We start from the raw sequence: 22,462 nt of genomic DNA on the forward strand, positions 1-22,462 counted from the left end.
TGTCAGCCTCCCAGGCTCTTGGCCAGGTAAGTTCCCGTGTGCGTATCGGCATGTATCAAGTTCTCGACCGTTCCCGTGAACACAACTTCGCCGCCGCCCAGGCCGCCGTCGGGGCCGAGGTCGATGACCCAGTCTGCCGCCGCGACGACATCGAGGTTGTGCTCGATCACGATCACGCTGCGGCCTTCGGCGACCATGCCGGACAAGAGGGCAATGAGGTTCGAGACATCCGACGGGTGCAAACCGGTGGTCGGCTCGTCGAGAACCAGAATGGACGACGAACCGATGAGTTCGGTGGCGAGTTTCAGTCGCTGCCGTTCACCACCGGACAATGACGAAAGGTTCTGTCCCAGAGAAAGATAACCGAGTCCGACGTCCGAGCAGCGATGCAGGATGTCACGGATCTTCTTGACTTCGAAGAAGCCCTGCGCGTCCTCGACAGACATCTCGAACACGTCCGCAATGCTGATGTCGTCGACGGTATGCCTCATGGCGCCCGGCCGAAAACGTCTGCCCTGGCACGTTTCACACGTGCTCGATACTGGCTCGGTGAATCCCAGATCGGTGAAGATGATGCCGCTGCCCTGGCAATCCGGGCATGCGCCGTCGGAGTTGGGCGAGAACAACGACGCGGGTTGACCGGTTCTCTTGGCGAAGTACGCGCGGATCGGATCCAGCAAACCGGAGTAGGTCGCAGGGGAGGAGCGGCGAGACCCGCGGATGGGGGCCTGATCGATGATCACCGCATCCGGGGCCACGGAACGTAGATGGCCGTGGATCAGGCTGGACTTGCCCGAGCCCGCGACTCCGGTGACTGCCGTCAGAACACCGAGCGGTATGTCCGCGCTGACGTTGTGCAGATTGTGAGTGTCGGCGCCGGTGATGTGCAGAAAATCCGTGGGTGTACGCGGCGTTCGCAGTGCAGCACCGTCGCGTCGAAGGGCCTTGCCGGTTCTGGTGTCCGCATTTCGTAGCTGCTCGTATGTGCCCTCGAACACGACGGTGCCCCCGGCTTTTCCTGCGCCCGGACCTATTTCGACGACGCGGTCGGCGATCGCCATCACCTCTGGATCATGCTCGACGACGAGTACCGTGTTTCCTTTGTCTCGCAACGCAAGCAACATATCGTTCAGTCGATGCACATCGCGAGGGTGCAGTCCGGTCGTGGGTTCGTCGAACACGTAGAGCATGTCGTTGAGCGTCGCGCCGAGATGGCGAACCATCTTGATGCGCTGCGATTCACCACCGGACAGCGAGGAGGTTGCGCGGTCCAGGCTGAGGTAGCCGAGACCGAGGTCGACGAGTCTGCGGAGCTGCAGCACAATTTCGGCGCTGAACGTGTCCAGGTCCTTCAGTGTCCATCCTTCGATACGGTCGGCGAGATCGGAGACCTGCATGGCGAAGGCGTCGGGCAGCGAAAGCCCCTCGAGAGTGGCGTTCCGAATCGTCTCGTTGTAGCGAGTGCCGCCGCACGACTGGCAGGTTCCGCGGGTGACGATCCGGTCGAAGGCGACTTTGGCTTTGCCTTTCAGTGCGTCTGCGTCCTTGGAGAGGTAGCTGCGCCGGAAGCGCGAGATGATGCCCTCGTAGCTCTTCATGATCGCCTCGGCGTTGACCACCTCGATCTCGCCGGGTTTCGCGTCGAAGAAGATGTGTCGCTCGCGGGCCGAGTACTGCTCGATGGGGACGTCCAGGTCGAACAGTCCGGAGTCGGCGAACACGCGGTAGGGCCACTTGCCGGGTTCGAAGTCCGGATGCTTGAAGGGGCCCTCGCGCAGCGATTTCGACTCGTCGACCAGCTCGTCGATGTCGACGATCTTCGCCTCACCGAGTCCGTCGCACTCAGGGCACATACCTGCCGGGTCGTTGAACGAGAAGGCGTTGGCATAGCCGATCGACGGCTTGACCCCACGAGACCACAGCATCCGTAGCCAGTCGCCGATGTCGGTGATGGTGCCGACGGTCGAACGCGGCCCACCGAACAGACGCTTCTGGTCGACGATGATCACCGCAGACAGATTGGCGATGAGGTCCGCGTCAGGGCGACCGTAGGACGGGAGGAACGTCTGCGCGAACGCCGTGAACGTCGAGTTGATCTGGCGTTGAGCTTCGGCCGCGATCGTGTCGAATACCAGGGAAGACTTGCCGGATCCGGAGACACCGGCGAAGACGATGAGTGTCCGTTTCGGAAGGTTCAGGTCGATGTCGTGCAGATTGTTCTCTCGTGCGCCTCGGACGACGATCGTATTCAGAGCTTCCGGCGAGGTCATCCCGACAGGCTACCGTACGGTGTACGAGGGTGCCCGCCAATACCGTCCTGGTTGGTTCCGCCGCCGTCGGGTATCCGCAACGGCATGAGCCTCCCCGGTGTGATGAACAGTCTCGAATCCGCGTCGTTCCTGGACAAGGAAAGCGACGCCGTCCACCGGATTATCAAACCCGCTCTCGACGGTAGTGCGATCGGCGGAGTACTACGCGGATCGTTCGTGGGGCATCCGATCCACCCGGCGCTGGTGAACGTCACGGTAGGTGCATGGACCAGCGCGGTCGTGCTCGACCTGGCAGGATCCGAGCCCACAGCCGCACGGCGCCTCATCGGCCTCGGTCTCGCATCGGCGCCGCCCACACTCGCAACCGGATGGGCCGATTGGTCGACGCGCGGCCCGCGGGCACGTCGAGTCGGGCTGATTCACGCAGCGACGAACGCTGCTGGACTCTTCCTGTTCCTGGGGTCCTTTCTGCGCCGACGGACGCGCACCGACGCAGTGGCGAAGGGCCTAGCGATAGCCGGTCTGGGCGCTGCCGGTCTCGGCGGCGTCATCGGCGGGCACCTCGCATACAGCGTCACCGAGGATCAGTCCTCCGTCGGCGCGCACCGAGCGGAGTAGCGAAAAGTCGCTACTTGCGCCCCGCCGCCCACTTCATACCCCAGCCGTACTTCTTGTCCAGATCGGACTGGCTGCCCTGGATGTACTCGACCTGACGAGTGACGGTGACGCCCTGCTTTCCGCTCTCCAGCAACGCAATTGCGCAAATTCGCGCAGAGTTGCTGGCCGAGTCCAGCTTGACCTCCACCTGTGGTCCCGACGTGGGGAACAGGGTGACGACGCCATCGACAGCGGCCCAGTTGGGTGCACCGTCGTAGATCATCGCGAAAATGAGGATGCGCTTGAACATGTCGGGTCGGGCGAGGTTGATGTGCATGTTCTCGCCGCCCGTGACGGTGCCGGAGCGGTCGTCGCCGTCCAGCGCGATGAACGGAGCGCGGTCGATCGCACCGAAGCTGTTGCCGAGGGCCTGGATGACGCCTTTGGAACCGTCGGCGAGTTCGTAGAGGCAGCCGAGGTCGAGATCGACGCCGCCCGACCCGTACGACGCCGCTGCCAACTTCGCCAGGAATCCCTTCTTCTTCGGCGCAGGTGCCGCTGCTCCAGTCGACCAGTTCAGGTTGACGCGCATCGAACCCTGGGATTCTCCGGACTTGGTGAGGCTGATCGACGGGGCAGCCTTCGACAGCGTCACCTTGCTCAGGCTTACCCCCGACGATGCAGGAGTCGGGGCAGCAGGAGTCGCGGCGGCGGGGGTCGAAGGCTTGCGGGTGTAGTCGATTGCCATCTTCAAGAGCCTTATCGTCAGAAAGTCCGGTTTGCGTGCTTCACCCTAGCCGAGCGTGATCACGAGCAGAATGCGTTCGGCGATGGGTCAGGCCCGTACGACGCCGACCACCGGTGCGAACTCGCACGGCGGCAGACCGTTGCTCGTGTTGTCGAGAACGCTACCGAACACGACGAAAACGATGGTGCCGCTGCCGGTTGCAATGGTGTTGGACAGGGTGACGATGTAGTCCGCCGGCCGCTCCTGGAACATCGGAGCGCGCCCCGACTGCATGGTGTTCAGATTGACCCAGGCGACCTCTAGGTTGTCCGCTTGAAGAGGCGAGGACATGGCCGTGTTCATCGCGCTGAAGAAAACGTTGACCGTTCCGGGTGGGATGACCGGGACCGGAAGACTCTCGTCGACGGCAGGGCCCGCGATTGCCTGGCCGATCCCGACGGAGTAGTCGTCCGGTTCGAAGCCGCTGGGCAGGCAGTCCGCTGCCGCCGTGTCGTACAGGAACGGCTGCGTGGTGCCCTCGGTCAGCCGCACCGACCGGGGGAAGTAGTTGTATCGCGGTCCGCCTTCGGCGATCTTGCGCACCGCGATCAGTGCGGATTCGGCTGTCTTGGATCCGATCGGCATCGCGGCAGGCTGCAATGCTTGCTCGACAGCGACCAAGGTGTCCACGGGGAGGGGAGCCGCATGGGCTGGGATCGCGGCTACCGACAGGAGGCCGACGGATGCGGCGGTCGCGAGCACAAGACGGACTACGTTGTTTGGCATACCCTCAGGTTCGTTTTCGGTCGGGGGATCGTTACCGGCCCAAAGCTCTTCAGAGGATGCCGCGGGCCGATGCCTTGCGGATGCAGTCGACTCGGGACACGGCGCCCAACTTGGCGAAGACATTCGTCAGGTGCCGCTTGACTGTCGACTCGGTGATGCCGAGCTCACTGCCGATTTGTCCGTTCGTTCTGGCCTCGGCGACGAGTTTGACGATCTCGACTTCCCGCGGCGACAGCGGATGCGGCGAGGGCTTCAACGCTGCGATGACGGACTCGCGTGACGACGACAGAAGTACGTCGTCGGGACTGCGCAGCACCGAGTAGAGCCCGGCGATCAATTGATCGCGCGCAACGGTTTTCGACAGGAACGCCGATGCGCCCGCGTCGAGCAGATCTCGCATGGTGCGTGGATTCTGGTGCATCGACAGAATCACCACGGCCACGGACGGTGCCTGCGCGCGGATCGCGCTCACCACCGCATGTGCTCCGGGGCCAGGCATTTCGATGTCGAGCACCGCGACATCCGGAACCTGTGCAGTGACAACCTCGATCGCGCTGATGCCATCGGGACAGTGAGCGACGACGACGAATGCCGGATCCGATTCGATCAATGCTGCCAGCCCGTCACGAAACAACGTGTGGTCGTCGGCAATGACGACACGGAACGGCTGGCCGCTGGGCGTCACCACCGCTGACCCGCGACGGTGGCCGTTGGATACTGCACTTCGACGGTTGTCCCGGCGCCGGCGATCGAGGTGATCGATGCCCGTCCACCCAGCATCTCCGCTCGTTCGCGGATAGAGGCGAGTCCTCCGACGGTTTTGGCCGAGGTGACCGCGTCGACGTCGAATCCGCCGCCGTTGTCCCTGATCAGTGCACGGAACAGGTCGGCTTCGGCGATGAGTTCGATGTCGATCGCAGTGGGGCGCGCATGAATCAATGCGTTGCGCACCGCCTCTCGGATGAGCAGATACAGTTCCGCTGCCACCTCGTCGGGCAGGTGCGGCTGCTCGCCGAGCATGACCAGGCTGGTACGAGTGTCCGTGGGAGCTGTCGAGTCGAGGTACGCGGCAAGCGCGCCGCTCAAGGTGTCGTCGGGCATGGTGACCCACAAGTCCGCCGACAACTGACGGGTCATGTCGACGCTGGCCACGATCGACGTGCGTGCCGCGGCCAGATGTTCCTCGGCCCGGCCCTGGTCGCGAGTTCTGTAATGCTCGAACAGATCGAGTTGTTGGAGCGAGACACCCATTCCGTGAGCGATGCGATCGTGCAGATCACGGGCAATGCGGCTGCGCTCGTCGTGATGCGAGGACAGAAGCCTGGTCAGGAGATAGTCGACGTACGGTAGCGCGCCGACTGCCACACGCTGCTGGATTTCGCGTTCGAGTGCAGTCCCCAGCTCGACCACGGACACCGGTGATCCCGACGCCTGGAACGCGTCGGCGAGAACCGGGAACAGTGCCTCGAACATCAGCGACGCAGCGCGGAGTGACTGCGTCGGGTGAATGCGAGACCGTGCGCGCTCGCTACCGAGCTGCTCGCTCATGTCGGGGACCGATTCGTCCTCGTCGGTCGACGACAACGCTCGAACGACAGCGCGCACGACACTCTCGGCCTGCCGAGCGAGTTGGCCTGCGACCTCCTCGTCGGAGAGAACCGTCGAGCCGATCAGTAGCCCGCGGTACGCGGTGACAGCGGAGTGGACGAGGCGATCGGAATCGACGCTCACGTCCGCCCTCCTCCTACTACTTCTGTCGTAGCGCACGGTGCACCTTGGTAGCGAGCCTATCGACTGTCCGAGCCGGAGCTGGATACCGTGCGAAAGATATCTGCCGACAGAGCTTTACACGAGAGGGGAGCGGACGCGATGCCCACGGGCGCACGGCGAGTGCTGGCGATGCTGTGCGTTCTGGTGACCGTCGGAGCAATCGTGGCCCTCGGCTCGGGGACCGTCCGGGCACTCGCGGACACTCAGCCTGCTGTCCTGCAGGAGGCCGTCGACGGGTGGGCGTCGGAGATCGGCGCGCCGGGAATGACGGTGCAGATCGTCGACTCCGACGGTGTCGTGGCGCAGGCGTCGACCGGTGTCGACGGACGTGGTGCACCCGTCGACGACGCCACCCCGTTCGTGTGGGGGTCGGTGTCCAAGCAGCTCACGGCGGCCACCGTCCGGGGACTCGAACGCGACGGCTTCGTCGACGAGAACGCACGCGTCGTCGATGTCGTCCCGCAGGCCCGGCAGATCCTTGTCGACCCAGCGGTCACCGTCGGCGATCTGATTTTCCACACCAGCGGACTTCCGCACGACATCACCGGCACCGACGACTGGACACGTCGGGAATCGGCGGCCGACGCGGTGGCCACGATGTACGAGCCCGACGGCGTCGCTGCCCGCGGCACGTTTCGCTACTCCAGCCTGAACTACCTGCTTCTGCAGGCCGTGGTCGAGATGGCCACGGACGGGTCCTTCGCCGACGCTCTCGAGCGGGAGGTGCTCGAACCCGCCGGCGCCACCACCACGATCACAGATCCTGAGGACTTCGAGCGAAGCGTCCCGCCCGGGCATGTGCCGTTCTTCGGCTCGGCGAGATCGATCGATGTCGGCGTCGACGCCGCGGGGCTCGGCTACGGCTACCTCGCCGGTTCGATCTCTGACTTGGGGCGCTATGCGGCCTGGCGGCTGGCCGAGCTGCAGAACGGCGAAAGCTCCATGGCCGAGGTGGATACGGGCCACGGAACGACGTATGGGAACGGGCTGTTCCACGAGAGCATCGGCGGACAGGACGTCTGGTGGCATTCGGGTGCTGTGCCCGGTTACTACGCCTACGTAGCGTTCGTACCGGGGGAGAACGTGGCAATGGTGTTGGCAGCCAACAGATACGGTGAGATCGAAGCCGAGCGAATCGCTGCCGTCGGGCGGAATGTGACGACCCTCGTCGTCGACGGATCGACCTCCGATCTGCCTGGATCGATGGCACCGATCGTGCTCGGTGTTCTGCTCGGTGCTCTCGCGCTGCTGATCGGTTGGATCGTCTTGTCGGTGTACCGCGTGCTGACCGGACGCACGAAAGAGAGCTCGTTCGCCGGCGCGGCCATCCGTGTGCTGATCGTCGTAGTCGGCGCAGGGGTAACAGTGATCGGTGTGTACGTCGGCGTGCCGATGCTCGTCGGGGCCACACCGACGGTGATGGCGCTCTGGGCTCCGGACGTCGCCGTGATGTTCTGGGTTCTGCTCGGTGCGGTCTGCCTTACCGCAACTCTTCTCGTCGTGAGCCAGGTCGTGGGCTACGGGAAGTCCCGACGGCACTGACCCCCGCCGACATCGAAGTTACGTCGCGAATGTCGTCGAAATACAGGCACAACCTCGATCTCGCCGAGGCATGAAAGCCCTACCCGTCAGTAACTTCGGGCTCCGAATGGAGTGATATGCCACTGCCCCGCACAGCGCGGCGTCGGAAGATTAAAGTTGGACGTGAACGTATCCAAAAGACGACGTTGAAACTGAGGCAAAGGCGAATATGACAGACAAGCAGCCAACCATCATCTACACATTGACCGACGAAGCGCCGATGCTCGCGACGCACGCGTTTCTTCCGGTTATCCGCGCGTTTGCCGATGCGGCCGATATCAACGTCGAGTCCAGTGACATCTCAGTTGCCAACCGGATACTTGCAGAATTCCCCGACTACCTCACCGAAGACCAGCGCGTCACGGACAACTTGGCCGAACTCGGCCGTCTGACGCAGCTCCCCGAAACCAACATCATCAAGCTCCCGAACATCAGTGCCTCGGTGCCGCAGTTGCTCGCTGCCGTCAAGGAGCTGCAGGACAAGGGCTACGCGATCCCCGACTTCCCCGGCAACCCCAAGACCGACGAAGAGCGCGAAATCCGCGACCGTTACACCAAGTGTCTGGGCAGTGCGGTCAACCCTGTACTGCGCGAGGGGAATTCGGATCGCCGCGCGCCGAAGGCCGTCAAGGAATTCGCCCGCAAGCACCCGCACAGCATGACCGAATGGTCGATGGCGTCCCGCACTCACGTCGCGCACATGCGCGAAGGCGATTTCTACCACGGCGAGAAGTCGACGGTCGTCAACGGTGACCGTGAGATCAAGATGGAACTGCTGCCCGCCGACGGCGAGCCGATCGTTCTCAAGGAGAAGGTGTCGCTTACCGACGGTGACGTCATCGACTCGATGTTCATGAGCAAGAAGGCGCTCCTCGATTTCTACGAGGCAGAGATGCAGGACGCCTATGAGACCGGCGTCATGCTCTCCCTACACGTCAAGGCGACGATGATGCGGGTGTCGCACCCGATCGTGTTCGGCCATGCTGTGCGCGTGTTCTACAAGGACGCGTTCGCCAAGCACAACGAGCTTTTCGAAGAGCTGGGCGTAAACGTCAACAACGGCCTGTCGGATCTGTACAGCAAGATCGAGGCGCTTCCGGCGTCCAAGCGCGACGAGATCATCGAAGACCTGCACAAGTGCCATGAGACTCGCCCGGAGCTGGCGATGGTCGACTCCGCACGCGGCATCTCGAACTTCCATTCGCCCAGCGACGTCATCGTCGATGCATCCATGCCTGCCATGATTCGCGCCGGCGGCAAGATGTGGGGTGCCGACGGTCGTCCCAAGGACACCAAGGCCGTCAACCCCGAGTCGACCTTCTCCCGGATCTACCAGGAGATGGTGAACTTCTGCAAGACCAACGGCCAGTTCGATCCGACGACGATGGGCACCGTCCCCAACGTCGGTCTCATGGCTCAGAAGGCAGAGGAGTACGGCTCGCACGACAAGACCTTCGAGGTGCCGAAGGCGGGCATCGCCAACATCACCGATATCGCGACCGGCGAGGTTCTGCTGACGCAGACCGTCGAAGAGGGCGACATCTGGCGTCTGTGCATCGTCAAGGATGCGCCGATTCAGGACTGGGTCGCACTGGCTGTGCGACGCGCACGCGAGTCGGGAATGCCGGTCGTCTTCTGGCTCGATCCGTACCGCCCGCACGAGAACGAACTGATCGGCAAGGTGCGCACGTACCTGAAGGATCACGACACCGAGGGCCTCGACATCCAGATCATGTCGCAGGTACGCGCAATTCGGTACACGATGGAGCGTCTGGTCCGCGGCCTCGACACCATCTCCGCAACCGGCAACATTCTTCGTGACTACCTCACCGACCTGTTCCCGATCCTCGAACTGGGCACCAGCGCGAAGATGCTCTCGATCGTGCCACTCATGGCAGGCGGCGGCCTGTACGAGACGGGTGCAGGCGGTTCTGCACCCAAGCATGTCAAGCAGCTCATCGAGGAGAACCACCTTCGGTGGGATTCGCTCGGTGAATACCTCGCTCTCGCAGTGAGTCTCGAAGATCTCGGTCGCAAAACCGGCAGCACCAAGACGGCTCTGCTCGCGAAGGCACTCGACGCCGCGACCGGCAAGCTGCTCGAGAACAGCAAGGGGCCGTCACGTTCGACCGGCGAACTCGACAACCGCGGAAGCCAGTTCTACCTTGCGCTCTACTGGGCGCAGGAGCTCGCCGCGCAGACCGAGGACCCGGAGCTCGCCCAGCACTTCACCGAGCTGGCAAAGACGTTGTCCGACAACGAAGACACCATCGTCAAGGAGCTCAGCGAGGTCCAGGGCGGACCCGTCGAAATCGGTGGGTACTACTTCCCTGACCCCGAGGCCACCGCAGCCGTCATGCGTCCGTCCAAGACGTTCAACGACGCGCTTGCCGCTGCGCAGAAGTAGCTGTTAGCCGGCCTTGATCGCCGGCCTTGAGCGGTATGCGCCTGATCGCTTGAAAGGTCCATTCATACGTTCCAATCGTATGGATGGACCTTTCGAGCGGTCGCCGGGGCGAGTCCTGATCGCCTGGATGGTCCATCCAGTGGGTCGACGTGGCCTTCGAGCCCGAGTCGGTGCGATCTACAAAGAGCTGTTCGCGGATTATCAAGCTTCGACACCGGGAATCATCCTCTAGACCTCGAGGGTTAGGCGTGGGGAATTGGATGTGTCGCAGTGTGCCGTGGAGCGACGACCGGCCCCAGCCAGCGTTGCAAGTAGCGTCGAAGGTCGTGCTCGTTGCGGGGCGGGTTTCCCGGGGAGATGAAGAACGACTGCATTATTCGCAGTTGATGTTCGACGAGTCCGTGCAGGCCTTGCTCGTCGTAGCCGTGGTATTCCCAGTCGACGTCGAAGCGCCTGATCATGGTCATGCCGAAAATAATGGCTTCGTCCGAGGCGACGCCCTCGGCGTGTGAGTGTGCGCCCGAAAGCATGATGGCCAGTTGGGGAGTTCTGGGAACGTCGCCGAGTGTGTAGATGACGGCTTCGATGACGGCTTCGGCCGGATCTTCGATGCCATGCACGTGATCGGTGAGGCGATCGAGGAACGCGCCGACGGAGGCGATAGCCGCGGCACGAAAAAGTCCCTCGGCGGTAGGGAAGTATCGGTAGACAGTTTGCCGGATGACACCGAGAGAGTTCGCGACGTCGGCGATGGTGACCTCGCCATCCGTGCTGCTGATGAGCTCGACCGCAGTAGCAACGATCCGCCGCGCGGCTTCTTCGTCGCTCTCAGGAGGTGTCCCACCCCAACCGCGCCTACGTGCCACTTCGGTTCGTCCTCGTTTCTCCTGGTGGGCCCTGGTGTTTGTCGCTCGAGGTCCGAGACTATCGCGAATGAAGGTGCCGCTGTGGCACAGCTCCTTTCGGCGCCTCAGCTCAGCCAGCGGAAGACTCCAAATTAACATACATAGCGACGCCATCATGTATGTTTGTCTCTTGTTGCGGTCTCATCTCGCCACCCTCTGAGACCTTCGCCCCTACGCCAGCAAGGATGAGGTGTCGCGCATGACTGATCTTCAGCCCCGGAAGATGGACTTCGGATTCGAGGACGAGGACGTCCCATTCCTGTGGAACCCGCAGAACCCGGCGTGGTCGAGCATGTCGAACGCGGTCTCTTTCCTGGCGATCGGTTTCGAGAAGATGATCGTGAAGGCGATTATCCAGTCAAAGTCGACGATGAAGGATCCTCGGATCGTGGAAGAAGCCATGGCCTTCATGCGTCAGGAGGGGCATCACTCGACCGCTCATCGGCAGCACGTGAAGGCACTGATCAAGCAGTATCCCGGGCTTCAGAACACCCTCGATGCGGTGCTCGGTGAGTACGACCTCCTCACCGAGGCGACCCCGTTGAACTATCGACTTGCCTATACGGCGGACCTCGAGGCGACGTTCACCCCAGTGTTCAAGCTGATGTTGGACAACGAAGCTACGTTGTTCGCGCCGGGTGACGACCGTGTCGCATCGCTGTTCCTCTGGCATTTCGTAGAGGAAGTCGAGCATCGCAGTTCTGCGCTCATCATCTTCGACGCGCTCGTGGGTAGCGAGATCTATCGAATGCGGATGGCGCCGTCGATTTTCGCCCACGTGATGAAGGTGATTCGGATCGCTTGTGCGGGATTCAACCAGCATGTGCCGCTCAAGGACCGCAAGGTCGATTCACTGTCGATGTTCGCTTCCCATCGGGGAAAGCAGAAGCTCTTCACATTCTTCGCGCCGTATCTGAGCAAAGGGACGATGCCGCGAGCGTTCGACGGCCTGCCTCTCAGTGAACAGTTGGCTGCCCTCTCGGGTGCCGTCCGGAGTCAGATGCCCCGGCACAAACCCGAGCACGAAAAGCTACCGGTGTTCGCCGACGAGTGGTTCAAGCGTTATGACGAGGGCTACGACTGCACGCGCTGGTACACCGCTACCCGTTCCGATCGATCGGTTGGGCTGGGGACCATCTGATGCCGGATTCCTGCACACCTACCTTCGATCAGCTCTCGACGGCGCTAGGTTTCTCCTGCGGCGAAGCCGGCGGACTGTTCGAGCTTCGCAGCCCGTTCGGGTTGGAGAACTGGACCCTGCCGGTGCTCGAGCTCTTGATCGTGCTCGGGTCGGTCCTCGCGCTCGTGTACGCGATCGTGCGCCTCCGTCGCCACGGTGACCCCACCAACGTGGTTGTGTGGTTCGGCGCGACGGCCTACCTGTTCATCATCGAGCCGCCGCTGTACTTCCCGGCGGCGTTCGGGATCGAAGCGCACGTCGACACGATGTTCGCGCACAATCTGTTCACCGTCGAATTCATGTGGGGGCGACTCCCGCTGTACATCGTCGCGATCTATCCACTGATGGCGACGATGGCCTTCGAGATCGTCCGGATGCTCGGCGTATTCCGCAAGTGTGGCGTGATTCTCGGTGCCGTGTGTGTCGGATTCGTCCACCACGCCTTCTACGAGATTTTCGATCACCTTGGCCCCCAGTTGCGGTGGTGGGAATGGTCGACCGACAACCCGATGAACCAACCGATGTTCGACGCTGTCCCGATACCGAGTGTCGTGGTGTTCGCCGCCCTATGGCCGATGTCGCTGGCCTTGTGTGTCCAGTTCTTCGTCGGCCGTCAGGTCGACCAGGGGCGACGTTTCACCGGTCTCGAATTGGTTTGGCGCACAGTGGTGATCGGCCTGCTGGCATCCGTCGGCACCTTCGTCCTGCCGATTCCGGCGACCGTCTTCGGTATGGGAAGCGACACTGTCCGTGGTGTCCTCTACCTAGCCGAGCTCGTTGTTCTGGCGCTCGTGGCGATCCCAATCCTCATCCGCCGATGGAGGGCACTACGGGTTGGCGAATCGGGCGAGCCGGTGTATTCCAACGGGTTCGTCCGTGTCTACAGCCTGGTCTACCTGGGCACGATGGCCATCCTGTGGGCGAGTGCGCTGCCGGACTACTTCTCCGCCGTCGACGGCGTCACCGACAACGGCGATCCGATCGGCAACCTCTGGTACACGCTCGCATGTTTCTTCATGGCAATCGCTTGTGTCGCAGCAGTATTCACGATTCCTCGGGCAAGCTCAACTGGCCGGCGGGCCGAACCGGACAGCGCAAGCCAGCCTCATATCGACGCGTGACCAGGTGGCCCATCTGGGATGAGGTCGACGTAACGGTCGTAGCGACAGCGAGTGAATCCGGTGATGGGCGGGTTTCGAGCGACCGTCTGGGGCTTTGCCTCGCCGGCCTGATCGCTTGAAAGGTCCATCCATCCGCCCCAATCGTATGAACGGACCTTTCAAGCGGTTGTGGGTGCGAGTCCCGATCGCTTGGATGGTTCATCCACGCAATCTGATCGTATGAATGAACCATTCAAGCGATGGGGAACCAAAACCTCACGCCCGAGCGTGCGACGCGACGTCCTGCTCGGAAAGGGCTGGGGTACGAACTCGGCCGAGGATCACCACGACGATCAGAGCGGCGAATACAGGGATGCAGGCGAGCAGCACGATGGTGCTGGTCGCGGTCCCGAGGCCGATGAGTGCGCCGCCGACGATCGGTCCGACGACGGAGCCGAGGCGACCCATCGACGATGCCCAGCCGACGCCGGTTGCAGCGGTGCGCTGAGGGTAGATCGATACCGCTACAGCGGCTTGGCCGATCATGCCTGCCTGCAAACCTAGGCCGACGCCACCGAAGACCAAAAGCAGCAGCGCCTTGTCCGGCCCGAGGAACGCCGAGATCACGAGGAAAACTATGGCGGCCGCCGTGGTGCCGGTCAGTACGGACGTCATCTTGAACTTGAGTACGCCGACGATGAGGATGCCTGCACCGATGATGCTTCCGACTCCGAGTGCAGCGGAGCCGAGTGGCGCGAGACCGGTGCTGAAGCCGTAGCTGATCAGCAGTGTCGGTAGCCACGAGGAGAAGATGTAGAAGACGGAGAACACGAGGAACGCGAAGGCCCACAGGAGAAGTGTTCGGGTGCGCACCTCGGAATCGAACAACCGGGCGACCGATGCGCTGCGCTTGGCGTCGGCGACGGGAACGCTGCCGATCACCGCGCGCTCGTCGGGAAGCCCGAACCAGAGGAACGGGAACAACACTGCCGAGGCGACTGCACCGACGATGAACACGGACGGCCATCCGAAGTTGCTCACCAACTGGCTGCCGGCAACGCCTGCGATCAGGGCGCCGAGAGAAATGCCCATGGTGACGAATACTGCGATGGACTGGCGGAACCTCGCGGGGTTCAGAGCAGTAGCCTGTGCGACCGCAGCGGGCATGACTGCACCCAGTCCGAGGCCGGTGACGAAGCGAAGTGCTGTGAGTTCGACGATGGAACCGGCCCATGCTGTCAGCAACGAGCCGATGGTGAACACCCCGACGGCGACCAGGACGACGTTGCGACATCCGAACCGGGCAACGAGCCGACCGACCGCGATGTAACCGATCGCGACCCCGAGACTCGTTAATGCCAGGGCAGGAGTGAAGTGCGACGCCGACACATCCCAGTCTCGGGCGAGCGATGGAACCGAGAGTCCCAGCGCGATGGTGTCGTAGCCGTCGAGCACAACGGCGATGAAAGCCAGTGTCAGCACTGGCCAGTTGGGCCGTGTGATCTCGGAGGTGTCATTACTTGTCATGGTCGGTCCGCTCATTATGCGTCCTGGAGGTTGTGTCGGCAGCGGGATGCGCCGAATCAGACTGGGGAAGCGCCCGTTGTTCGAGCGTTGGGAATGAAGCCGTGTGCCTCGATCTCGACGGTGAGTCCGGGCTCGACGAGTGCCGACACCTCGATGAGCGTCGAGCAGGGAAAGTCTCCGGTGAATACTTGGGCGCGTGCTCGACCGATCGCCGCCTTGTCTGCGATTGCCTTGACGTAGATGCGGAGCGCCACGATGTCGTCGACGTCGGCGCCGCACGCGTGGGCGAGCGAGCGTATACGACGAAATGTCTCGACGGTCTGTTGATAGGTGTCGGAGCCACCGACCGGTCCGGACGGTGTACCGGCGTGCATGCCGGAGAGGAAGAACTGGTTTCCGACGACGCGGGCGTTGCTGAACATCCCGGGCAGGGGAGGCTCGGGGACGTCGGGATGCGCAACTTTCGTCATGGCGTGAGAACACCGCGACGAACGTCGGACTCCTCGGCGAGACGTTCGCGCACAGGAACGAAGTCGTAGGTGGGATAGAAGTCGGTGGTGAACGTGCCCCACGCTCGACGTTCCAGTTCGACGTTGACCGACGCCAACCGATGCGCCGGTAGCCGAAGGGTGACGATCTGCCCGACGCCCATCGCCACCACCCAGGACACGACCTCACACCCCTCGGGTGGGAATTCGCGCCACCAGTCGGCGTCGTCGAGACGACCTTGAAGCTGCTCGAGATTCTGGCTCTGGTCGTGTCGGAGGAAGATCGTCAACATCATGGTGTCGGCACTCATGCGTTGGCACCGGCGAGCTGTTCGGCTTGAGCGAGTGCGTCGGCCCGGTACAGCCGTCGGATGCGCGATACGCCCAGATCGTGCTGATAGAGGTGCTCCTCACGGTCCGCGTCGGATGCCAGGACCTCGAGCACTGCACGGTCCTGCTCCAGCACCTGCCAGTGCTTCGCTTCGAGGACAGTGCGATAGAGGAACCGCCACGATTCACGCTGCCAGTCGCTGACGCGTCGGGTTCTCCAGTGGAAGATCGCCGAATGGTCTCGGCCGATCGGCGTGCTCATGCCGACGATTCCGAAGACGCCTCCGGGGCCCGCTCCGGGGCCGTACGGAATCTCCAGGTCGACGAAGTCCATGGATCCACGCACGAACTCGACCCAGTCGAAGTTGACGCCGCGCTGATCGGTTTTCTCGAAGAAGAAGCCCCGATCGGTTTCCCGGATGCGGAAGCGCGCCGAGACGTCGCCGCCGAACATCGAATGCGAGTCGCGGTGCAGGAAAGCGCCGTGCATCGGGTCGAGGACGTTGTCCATGTAGAACCGCCAAGGGCCGGCCCACTCGGCGAAGTTGGGGAACCACGAGACCTCGGGGTCGGCCAGGCGGTCCGGCAGCACGAACGGTGTCGGTACCGAGTCGTTCGTCAGCGGAACGAACGCGAAGATCGTGTCGGCGGCTTCGACCACTTGCAGGGACACCGTTGCGCGACGACCTTCCAGCGCGCAACCGGGCATGCCGGGCACCGAGACGACGGTTCCATCACCGTCGACCTGAACGCCGTGGTACATGCATGCAATTCGGTCACCCAGGTGTTGGCCGACTGACAGCGGTGCACTGCGGTGTGGGCACCGATCTTCGAGCATGCGGACGGTGCCCTGCGCATCCCGGAAGAGCACCCAGTCGACGTCCAGGCGTCGAACAGGCACCATGGCACCGGCTTCGACCATATGCGACGGCAAGATCGGGTACCAGCGGTCTCGAATGCCGGTGGCAGCGATGTCCTCGGCATCGAGGTGGCGGCGGGTGCCCACCGCGTAGGTCGGGCCGGATCGGCGAGTCGTAGGGCGAGTTTCGGTAGTGGTCATCTCAATTCCCCAATCTGCGCATCTCGGCGCGAAAGTTCTCGGTGGTCCATGGGCCGCCGTCCGGACCGTGCAGTCCGAGAGTGTTGAGTCCTGCGACGACGCCGTCCAGGGTGTCCACTCCGCCGGAGTAGATTTCGGTGAGCGACCCGGCGAGCTTGCGCTCGTAGGGCGTGATCGGGCCGGGATGAGTTTGGTGTGTTTCCAGATATGGCTCGTGGGCTGTACGAGTTGTCATCCGAATGCTCCTTCGACGAGTGGAGTGGGCGGGGTCAGTGCAGTTCCCGAGCGCAGTGCCAATCCCTCGGCGATGGTGACGAAGGATGACGTCCACTCGTGGAACGATTCTCGGTTGCCGGTGTGGACCGGATGGGTGCAGCCATCGATGACGACGAACACCGCGTTGTCGATACCCCCGGCGAGGCGTTGCGCGACGGTCAGATCGGTGGTCGTATCGAGTGCAGACGCGACGACCAACGTCGGAACAGTCACCTGGGCAAGTAGATCCGTGTGTGTGTCGACGTCGAGGATCGGATCGGCAAGGATCAAGCTCAACACCGTCTCGGGGTTCCGTGCGGCGAGTTCGATCGCCGCAGCCGAGTCGGTATTCGAGGCGAACACGTGTGTCGGAATCGATGCGGCGACCGCCATCTGCGCGTCGTCGTCCCACCACCGAATGCCTGCGATCGTGGTCATCGGCTTGTCTCCTGTGGGATGTGTACCGGTGGAACGAAAGCGCCGGGTGTCGGCTCGATCGAGGCGACGTCCACCTCGATGACGCTCGGCCCTGTGCGTTCGACTGCCTCGGCGAGGGCGTCGGCGAACGCGTCCGCCCGCTGAATCAGGTGATACGGCAGGTCCATCGACGCCGAGAGCAGATCGAAACGCGGGGTGTGCAGATCGACTCCAGCGCGGCGAAAGCCGTTCTTCTCCTGCATGTTCCGAAGAACACCGTAGCCTCCGTCGTTGAACACGACGACGATGGCGTGTGCGTTCGACCCCGCCAGTGAGGCCAGCTCGCCCAGGTGAACGGCAAGCCCGCCGTCGCCGACGAATATCAAGGTGGGTACGTCGGTTCGCCCGTGGGCTGCACCGATCCCCATCGCGAGGCCCTGTCCGATACCGCCACCCAGCGGAAAGATGTTGGTCTCACGTTCGAGGATGGGGAGCAGTCGATTTCCCCACTGGCTCGACGGGATCGTGACGTCGCGAACGATGGGCGAACGATCAGGCAGGATGGCGCGCATCGCGGCGCAGATGTCTGCGTAGCCACCGATGTACTCGGTGAGATCCGAGCGCACCAGCTCGCGCACCTCCCTGACACGGTCGGCCCAGCCTGCTTGTTCGAGGACCTGGCCTGAGAGCGCGGACACAATGGTGCGGGCATCGCCGACGATGCCGACCTCGGCCGGAAAGACGCGCCCGATCGTCGATGGCTCGATATCGATCTGAATCATGCGGTCCGGCAGCCGCAGACTGTAGGACGCCGTTTCGTTCGAACGGAAGTGAGTTCCGATCGCGATGAGGAGATCACTGTCGGCGAGCAGAGCCCGTGCCTGCGGTGTGGTCGCGAAGTTACCGACGACGAGCGGGTCGGTTTCGGGAACTATGCCCCGACCCGAATTGCTGGTGATGATCCCGGCACCGAGCTTGTGTGCCAATTCGGCCAGTTGTGCACCTGCACCGGCCGCGCCGCCACCGAGCCAGAACAGCGGTCTCTTCGCGTCACGGATCAACGTCGCAGCACGGGCGAGCGCATCGGGATCCGGCGAAGCAACGGCGGTGTCGGCAATCGCGAACGGGCGCTGATTATCCGGCGACGCAATATACTGCAGATCGGAGGGCCATTCGACGCTGGCTGGACCGTTCGGAGCAGTGCAGATCCGGTGAATCGCAGTTTCGAGCTCTACGGCAACGTCTTTGACGTCGGCGATGGTAGCGCTGTGCACCGAGATGGCGTCGAGGAGTTGCGGTTGCTTGGGGAATTCGTGGATGACGCCGCGGCTCGGTGACGGTCGGTCCGGGGTCAGAAATTCGCTGTCGATCTGACCGGTGATGTGCAGTACTCGGCTGCCGGCGGTCAGGGCCTCGACCATCGAACCGGCAGCGTTCCCCGCGCCGGTGCCGGTGCTGGTCAAGGCAACGCCGATGCGTCCGGTCGTGCGGGCGTAGGCGTCGGCAGCATTGACAGCTGCAGCTTCGTGTCGCATCTCGACGAAATCGAGGTCACGGTCGACGGCCTCGACGAGCGGTAGGTTGTGGATGCTGATGACGCCGAACGCAGTGGTGATGCCGTGGCGTTTCATGGCCTCGACCAGTACGTCACCGCCAGTTTGGCGTGCGCGTGGTGGGTGTTCCATAGGTTGCTCCTGAGCTCGGAAGGGACGTTCAGACATAGCGGTGGACGCCGCCGCCGACGTCGAGTGATGCGCCGGTGATGTAGCTGCTGAGTGGAGACAGCATCGTGGTGATGGGGAAGGCCAATTCCTCTGCTGTACCGAATCGGCCGAGGCTGATTCCTCGATCGGCGGCGATGTCGGCACTCCACTCCTCGAAGTCGAGCTCGGTGTCACTGTCGCCGTAGCGCCGTTGCCACTGCCCGGTGTCGATCAGTCCCAGCAGTACCGAGTTCACTCGAATATGTTCTGCAGCAAGGTCGCTTGCCAGAGACCGGGAGAGGTTGAGCAGGCCGGCTCGTGCGGCAGCGGTGATCGCCAGACGCGACTCGGGTTGGCGTGAGAGTATCGCGTTGACGATCACGATCGAACCCGAATCGGACGATGACAGCGCCTTTCTCGTGGCGCGCACGACATTGAGTGCGCCGAAGATTTTGAGGTCGAACTCGGCACGGATCTCGTCGTCGGACGTCTCGTCTAGCGTGCTCATCAGCGAGCGCCCGGCGTTGCACACCACTGAATCGAGGCCGCCGAGACGGTCGACGGCATCGGAGACGAAGCGCTCGACCGAGGGCTTGTGGGTGACGTCGCACGACGCAGTGACCACGTCGGTGATCTTCGCCAAATGCGCTGTTGCCGCTCGCAAGCGCGGCTCGTCGCGAGCGCACAGAGCCAGCCGTGCGCCCTCGCCGGCGAGCATTGTCGCCGTGGCGAGACCGATGCCCGAGCTGGCGCCCGTGATCAGTATTCGACGTCCGTGCAAATGCAGGTCCATTCGGTGTTCTCCTCAGCGAAAGATGAAGCCGCCGTCGACGACGATGGTCTGGCCGGTGACGAACGCGGCGTCCTCCGATAGCAGGAACCGCACGACTCCGGCTACGTCCTCGGGCGTCTGTTCACGGTCGAGCGCCCTACCGTCGGTGTAGGTTCGGTATCGCGCGTCGGGCACCGATTCTGTTGCTTCGACGCGAATCAGGCCTGGCGCAACGGCATTGACTCGTACACCGTGCGGTCCGGCATCTCTGGCCATCGATCGTGTCATGCCGATGACCGCGGCTTTGGAACTGACGTAGTGGACGAGTCGCGGGGACCCGTACATCGCGACGTCCGAGGCGATGTTGACGATGGACCCCTTCGACTCCGCTATGGCGGGCCACAGGTACTTCGTCATCGCCCAGGTGCCGCGAATATTGACGGATGTGACTCGGTCGAATTCGGCTTCTTCGAGTTCGAAGAACGTCTTGCCGCCGACGCCGTCGGCGATGGCCGCGTTGTTGACGAGGCCGATGAGCCGCTCCGATTGCACCTTCGCGGCGAGAGCGCGAACAGAGTCGGTGTCGCCGATGTCGGTGACCACAGCTTCGGCGTCGTACCCGTTGTCACGCAGGGATGCTGCTGCGGCGTGGCCGGTGTCGGAGTTGCGCTCGGCGATGATCACCCGATTGCCCTCGCTGCACAGTCGTTCCGCGATGGAGCGCCCGAGTCCGCGACCGGCGCCGGTGACGACGACGGTGCCGGTCATGACAGGCCCTCCACGAAGTCTCCGACGAGTGCGGCCACGACTGCTGGCTGCTCTTGTATCGCCACGTGGCCGGCGCCCGCGATCTCGTGAAATCGCGCGTCGGGTATGCGCTCGGCGAGCAGGCGAGATTCCGCCACTCCGGTGATCTCGTCGGATTCGCCGACGAGAACAAGCGTCGGGCAGGCGATGTCGGACAGTCGAGGCCCATGATCGGTCGACTCCATGAACTTCGCAGCTGCGCCGAATCCTGCACGTCGCACAGACGCCATCGAGGTACGAACCGACTCGACGACCGCAGGTTCGGCGCCGGGCGCAACGAGCCGGGGCGCACGTTCGGCTGCGATGGCGGCCGCACCGCGTGTGGCCATCTCTTGGGCGCGCTCTCTCATTCCGGCGGACTTCTCCGGTGACGTGCCGCTCCCTCGGGTGCTGTCGGCCAGGACGAGCCCGGCCACTCTGTCCGGGTGAGAGAGAGCGGTGGCGAGGGCGATTACCCCGCCCCACGAGGTACCGAGCAGTGTGATCGGTGCCTCGGGGGAGAAGGCATCGGCGACCTGGATTACGTCGGCGACGAAGTCGTGGGACGTGCTCGTGGGATCGGAGGACTCGCCGTAGCCGCTGGCGTCGAGGCACAGGGCGTGAATACCGAGCTCGGCCAACTGTTCTGCCAGAGGCGTGCACGAGCGCGCGGAGCCACCGATTCCATGCAGAAGCAGGACGGTCGGCGTGGACGGATCCGCCTCGACGGGACGGTACTCGTAGAGGTGCAGCTCGCCGACGAACGTAGAGCGTGCCATCGACGTGTCCATCACGATGCATCCACCAGTTCGGGTACAGGAATGAAGAAGTCTCCGTGGTCCGACTCGAACATCGCTCGCGCGCCGAGGTCGGGAACACCTGCCATGGCGGAGCGGACGTTCGCGGTCGGTGGTCCTGCGGTGCCCCACTGGTCCGACAGTTCGGGCGTACGACGCCACGTCCGGCAGAGCCAGGCGTCCTCGTCCACCTGTTCGACCTCGGAGGTGTATTCGCAGACGAGCCCGGCCGGGTCGGTGAAGTAGGAGAACGTGTTGTCACCCGGTCCGTGACGGCCAGGGCCCCACTGTGGCGCGATGCCGTGCGAACGTAGGCTGCCGATGCCGCGCATGAAGTGATCGATGGACGGCATTTCGTAGGCGATGTGGTTGATCGAGGTCCAGGGCGCTTGGTTCAGTGCGATGACGTGGTGGTCGGAATTGCACCTCAGAAACGTCATCTGGCGCTCCGACCAGTCCGAAATCCGCATGCCGAGGACCTGGGTGTAGAACGCGGCGGTTCGTTCGATGTCCACGGTGTTGAGAACGATGTGCGCGATCTTGCGCGGGATAGCACGCCGACCAGTGGGATCCTGGGCCGGGACTGCATGAGAATCGGCGGAGAGTTCGACGATGCGCCCCTCTGGATCTACCAGGCGCAGGCCGTAGCCGCCACCGGCGTGATCGAGCATCCCTGGCTCACGTAGGACGGGGACTCCGATGCGGTGCAGAGCACGCGCGGCGTCGTCGACTTCCCGGGGAGTCCCTACCGCAAAACTGATCCTTGCCAACGCATTCGAGTCGCCTCGCTGCAGGTCGAGAACGTGGTGATCGGTGCCTGTGGCTCGCAGCCAGAAGCGGTCGCCGTCTTCTTCGACGGTCGTCAGGCCCCAGACCTCGTGGTAGAAGTCGCGCGATGCGCGAGGGTCGGGCACGGTCAGAGCGGCCGATCGAAGGCTGCGAAGTGTGCAGACGGGTCGATCGGTGAGCACCGGTTGGCGGTGGGTGGGCACTCGCATGATCTG

General features: G+C 63.3%; 22 protein-coding genes. 5 read left to right on the forward strand and 17 right to left on the reverse strand.

Annotated features, from left to right (window positions below):
- Positions 1 to 2 precede the first annotated feature (2 nt).
- Complete coding sequence (locus WDS16_RS03150) at positions 3 to 2,270, reverse strand: excinuclease ABC subunit UvrA (RefSeq protein WP_338890422.1); 2,268 nt, start codon at positions 2,268 to 2,270, stop codon at positions 3 to 5.
- 84 nt (positions 2,271 to 2,354) lie between these two features.
- On the opposite strand from WDS16_RS03150, the gene WDS16_RS03155 reads away from it, so the two are divergent.
- Positions 2,355 to 2,888, forward strand: a complete 534-nt coding sequence (locus WDS16_RS03155) for a DUF2231 domain-containing protein (protein WP_338890424.1) — start codon at positions 2,355 to 2,357, stop codon at positions 2,886 to 2,888.
- Between the two features lie 10 nt (positions 2,889 to 2,898).
- On the opposite strand, the gene WDS16_RS03160 is transcribed toward WDS16_RS03155, so the two are convergent.
- From WDS16_RS03160 to WDS16_RS03175, 4 genes are all read right to left on the reverse strand, one after another.
- Positions 2,899 to 3,615, reverse strand: a complete 717-nt coding sequence (locus WDS16_RS03160; RefSeq protein WP_338890426.1) for a tellurium resistance protein — start codon at positions 3,613 to 3,615, stop codon at positions 2,899 to 2,901.
- 87 nt (positions 3,616 to 3,702) lie between these two features.
- Positions 3,703 to 4,380, reverse strand: coding sequence for a hypothetical protein (locus WDS16_RS03165; RefSeq protein ID WP_338890428.1), 678 nt, complete (start codon positions 4,378 to 4,380; stop codon positions 3,703 to 3,705).
- A 49-nt stretch (positions 4,381 to 4,429) separates the two neighbouring features.
- Positions 4,430 to 5,068 carry a response regulator transcription factor gene (locus WDS16_RS03170; RefSeq protein ID WP_338890430.1) on the reverse strand — a complete coding sequence of 213 codons (639 nt, stop codon included), beginning with the start codon at positions 5,066 to 5,068 and terminating at the stop codon, positions 4,430 to 4,432.
- On the reverse strand, positions 5,062 to 6,111 hold the full coding sequence (locus WDS16_RS03175; protein ID WP_338890432.1) for a sensor histidine kinase: 1,050 nt from the start codon (positions 6,109 to 6,111) through the stop codon (positions 5,062 to 5,064). Before WDS16_RS03175 ends, WDS16_RS03170 begins: the two co-directional genes overlap by 7 nt.
- Positions 6,112 to 6,249: 138 nt before the next feature.
- On the opposite strand from WDS16_RS03175, the gene WDS16_RS03180 reads away from it, so the two are divergent.
- On the forward strand, positions 6,250 to 7,692 hold the full coding sequence (locus WDS16_RS03180) for a serine hydrolase domain-containing protein (protein ID WP_338890433.1): 1,443 nt from the start codon (positions 6,250 to 6,252) through the stop codon (positions 7,690 to 7,692).
- Between the two features lie 208 nt (positions 7,693 to 7,900).
- On the forward strand, positions 7,901 to 10,138 hold the full coding sequence (locus WDS16_RS03185; RefSeq protein WP_338890434.1) for an NADP-dependent isocitrate dehydrogenase: 2,238 nt from the start codon (positions 7,901 to 7,903) through the stop codon (positions 10,136 to 10,138).
- Positions 10,139 to 10,380: 242 nt separating this feature from the next.
- On the opposite strand, the gene WDS16_RS03190 is transcribed toward WDS16_RS03185, so the two are convergent.
- Positions 10,381 to 11,004 (reverse strand): TetR/AcrR family transcriptional regulator, encoded by a 624-nt coding sequence (locus WDS16_RS03190; protein ID WP_338890435.1) that lies wholly within the window; start codon positions 11,002 to 11,004, stop codon positions 10,381 to 10,383.
- Positions 11,005 to 11,242: 238 nt separating this feature from the next.
- On the opposite strand from WDS16_RS03190, the gene WDS16_RS03195 reads away from it, so the two are divergent.
- Together WDS16_RS03195 and WDS16_RS03200 are read left to right on the forward strand one after the other, a co-directional pair.
- Complete coding sequence (locus tag WDS16_RS03195; RefSeq protein WP_338890436.1) at positions 11,243 to 12,184, forward strand: metal-dependent hydrolase; 942 nt, start codon at positions 11,243 to 11,245, stop codon at positions 12,182 to 12,184.
- Positions 12,184 to 13,344, forward strand: a complete 1,161-nt coding sequence (locus WDS16_RS03200) for a hypothetical protein (protein WP_338890437.1) — start codon at positions 12,184 to 12,186, stop codon at positions 13,342 to 13,344. The genes WDS16_RS03195 and WDS16_RS03200 overlap by 1 nt, the downstream gene beginning before the upstream one ends.
- Positions 13,345 to 13,599: 255 nt before the next feature.
- Here the strand turns inward: WDS16_RS03200 and WDS16_RS03205 are convergent, their stop codons facing one another.
- The 11 genes from WDS16_RS03205 to WDS16_RS03255 are packed head-to-tail and all read right to left on the reverse strand — an operon-like array spanning position 13,600 to position 22,456.
- Positions 13,600 to 14,865, reverse strand: coding sequence for an MFS transporter (locus tag WDS16_RS03205; protein WP_338890439.1), 1,266 nt, complete (start codon positions 14,863 to 14,865; stop codon positions 13,600 to 13,602).
- Between the two features lie 41 nt (positions 14,866 to 14,906).
- Positions 14,907 to 15,320 (reverse strand): RidA family protein, encoded by a 414-nt coding sequence (locus WDS16_RS03210; RefSeq protein ID WP_338890441.1) that lies wholly within the window; start codon positions 15,318 to 15,320, stop codon positions 14,907 to 14,909.
- Positions 15,317 to 15,649: a hypothetical protein gene (locus WDS16_RS03215; RefSeq protein ID WP_338890443.1), complete on the reverse strand. Its 333-nt coding sequence runs from the start codon at positions 15,647 to 15,649 to the stop codon at positions 15,317 to 15,319. Before WDS16_RS03215 ends, WDS16_RS03210 begins: the two co-directional genes overlap by 4 nt.
- Positions 15,646 to 16,728 (reverse strand): Rieske 2Fe-2S domain-containing protein, encoded by a 1,083-nt coding sequence (locus tag WDS16_RS03220; RefSeq protein ID WP_338890445.1) that lies wholly within the window; start codon positions 16,726 to 16,728, stop codon positions 15,646 to 15,648. The genes WDS16_RS03215 and WDS16_RS03220 overlap by 4 nt, the downstream gene beginning before the upstream one ends.
- Before the next feature lies 1 nt (position 16,729).
- A complete protein-coding gene (locus WDS16_RS03225; RefSeq protein WP_338890447.1) occupies positions 16,730 to 16,963 on the reverse strand; it encodes a recombinase-like helix-turn-helix domain-containing protein in 234 nt (77 codons plus the stop codon).
- Positions 16,960 to 17,421 carry an alpha/beta hydrolase gene (locus tag WDS16_RS03230; RefSeq protein ID WP_338890449.1) on the reverse strand — a complete coding sequence of 154 codons (462 nt, stop codon included), beginning with the start codon at positions 17,419 to 17,421 and terminating at the stop codon, positions 16,960 to 16,962. The genes WDS16_RS03225 and WDS16_RS03230 overlap by 4 nt, the downstream gene beginning before the upstream one ends.
- Entirely contained in the window at positions 17,418 to 19,085 is a 1,668-nt protein-coding gene (locus tag WDS16_RS03235; protein ID WP_338890451.1) for a thiamine pyrophosphate-binding protein, read from the reverse strand. Before WDS16_RS03235 ends, WDS16_RS03230 begins: the two co-directional genes overlap by 4 nt.
- 28 nt (positions 19,086 to 19,113) lie before the next feature.
- Positions 19,114 to 19,896, reverse strand: coding sequence for an SDR family oxidoreductase (locus WDS16_RS03240; RefSeq protein WP_338890453.1), 783 nt, complete (start codon positions 19,894 to 19,896; stop codon positions 19,114 to 19,116).
- A gap of 12 nt (positions 19,897 to 19,908) precedes the next feature.
- Positions 19,909 to 20,643, reverse strand: a complete 735-nt coding sequence (locus tag WDS16_RS03245; RefSeq protein WP_338890455.1) for an SDR family oxidoreductase — start codon at positions 20,641 to 20,643, stop codon at positions 19,909 to 19,911.
- Positions 20,640 to 21,440, reverse strand: a complete 801-nt coding sequence (locus WDS16_RS03250) for an alpha/beta hydrolase (RefSeq protein WP_338890456.1) — start codon at positions 21,438 to 21,440, stop codon at positions 20,640 to 20,642. Before WDS16_RS03250 ends, WDS16_RS03245 begins: the two co-directional genes overlap by 4 nt.
- Before the next feature lie 11 nt (positions 21,441 to 21,451).
- The gene (locus tag WDS16_RS03255; protein WP_338890458.1) at positions 21,452 to 22,456 is read right to left on the reverse strand and encodes a VOC family protein; all 1,005 of its coding nucleotides are present in this window, start codon (positions 22,454 to 22,456) and stop codon (positions 21,452 to 21,454) included.
- Between the last annotated feature and the right edge of the window lie 6 nt (positions 22,457 to 22,462).

This window comes from Rhodococcus sovatensis, from assembly GCF_037327425.1.
Lineage (GTDB): Bacteria > Actinomycetota > Actinomycetes > Mycobacteriales > Mycobacteriaceae > Rhodococcoides > Rhodococcoides sovatense.

What these genes read in the sequence shown, in the direction of transcription:
- WDS16_RS03215 (WP_338890443.1), bottom strand. Translation starts at nt 15,649, where the DNA reads ATGAGTGCCGACACCATGATGTTGACGATCTTCCTCCGACACGACCAG.
- WDS16_RS03160 (WP_338890426.1), bottom strand. Translation starts at nt 3,615, where the DNA reads ATGGCAATCGACTACACCCGCAAGCCTTCGACCCCCGCCGCCGCGACT.
- WDS16_RS03245 (WP_338890455.1), bottom strand. Translation starts at nt 20,643, where the DNA reads ATGACCGGCACCGTCGTCGTCACCGGCGCCGGTCGCGGACTCGGGCGC.
- WDS16_RS03195 (WP_338890436.1), top strand. Translation starts at nt 11,243, where the DNA reads ATGACTGATCTTCAGCCCCGGAAGATGGACTTCGGATTCGAGGACGAG.
- WDS16_RS03180 (WP_338890433.1), top strand. Translation starts at nt 6,250, where the DNA reads ATGCCCACGGGCGCACGGCGAGTGCTGGCGATGCTGTGCGTTCTGGTG.
- WDS16_RS03230 (WP_338890449.1), bottom strand. Translation starts at nt 17,421, where the DNA reads ATGACCACGATCGCAGGCATTCGGTGGTGGGACGACGACGCGCAGATG.
- WDS16_RS03240 (WP_338890453.1), bottom strand. Translation starts at nt 19,896, where the DNA reads ATGGACCTGCATTTGCACGGACGTCGAATACTGATCACGGGCGCCAGC.
- WDS16_RS03250 (WP_338890456.1), bottom strand. Translation starts at nt 21,440, where the DNA reads ATGGCACGCTCTACGTTCGTCGGCGAGCTGCACCTCTACGAGTACCGT.
- WDS16_RS03165 (WP_338890428.1), bottom strand. Translation starts at nt 4,380, where the DNA reads ATGCCAAACAACGTAGTCCGTCTTGTGCTCGCGACCGCCGCATCCGTC.
- WDS16_RS03210 (WP_338890441.1), bottom strand. Translation starts at nt 15,320, where the DNA reads ATGACGAAAGTTGCGCATCCCGACGTCCCCGAGCCTCCCCTGCCCGGG.
- WDS16_RS03220 (WP_338890445.1), bottom strand. Translation starts at nt 16,728, where the DNA reads ATGACCACTACCGAAACTCGCCCTACGACTCGCCGATCCGGCCCGACC.
- WDS16_RS03255 (WP_338890458.1), bottom strand. Translation starts at nt 22,456, where the DNA reads ATGCGAGTGCCCACCCACCGCCAACCGGTGCTCACCGATCGACCCGTC.
- WDS16_RS03185 (WP_338890434.1), top strand. Translation starts at nt 7,901, where the DNA reads ATGACAGACAAGCAGCCAACCATCATCTACACATTGACCGACGAAGCG.
- WDS16_RS03200 (WP_338890437.1), top strand. Translation starts at nt 12,184, where the DNA reads ATGCCGGATTCCTGCACACCTACCTTCGATCAGCTCTCGACGGCGCTA.
- WDS16_RS03225 (WP_338890447.1), bottom strand. Translation starts at nt 16,963, where the DNA reads ATGACAACTCGTACAGCCCACGAGCCATATCTGGAAACACACCAAACT.
- WDS16_RS03235 (WP_338890451.1), bottom strand. Translation starts at nt 19,085, where the DNA reads ATGGAACACCCACCACGCGCACGCCAAACTGGCGGTGACGTACTGGTC.
- WDS16_RS03150 (WP_338890422.1), bottom strand. Translation starts at nt 2,270, where the DNA reads ATGACCTCGCCGGAAGCTCTGAATACGATCGTCGTCCGAGGCGCACGA.
- WDS16_RS03155 (WP_338890424.1), top strand. Translation starts at nt 2,355, where the DNA reads ATGAGCCTCCCCGGTGTGATGAACAGTCTCGAATCCGCGTCGTTCCTG.
- WDS16_RS03205 (WP_338890439.1), bottom strand. Translation starts at nt 14,865, where the DNA reads ATGAGCGGACCGACCATGACAAGTAATGACACCTCCGAGATCACACGG.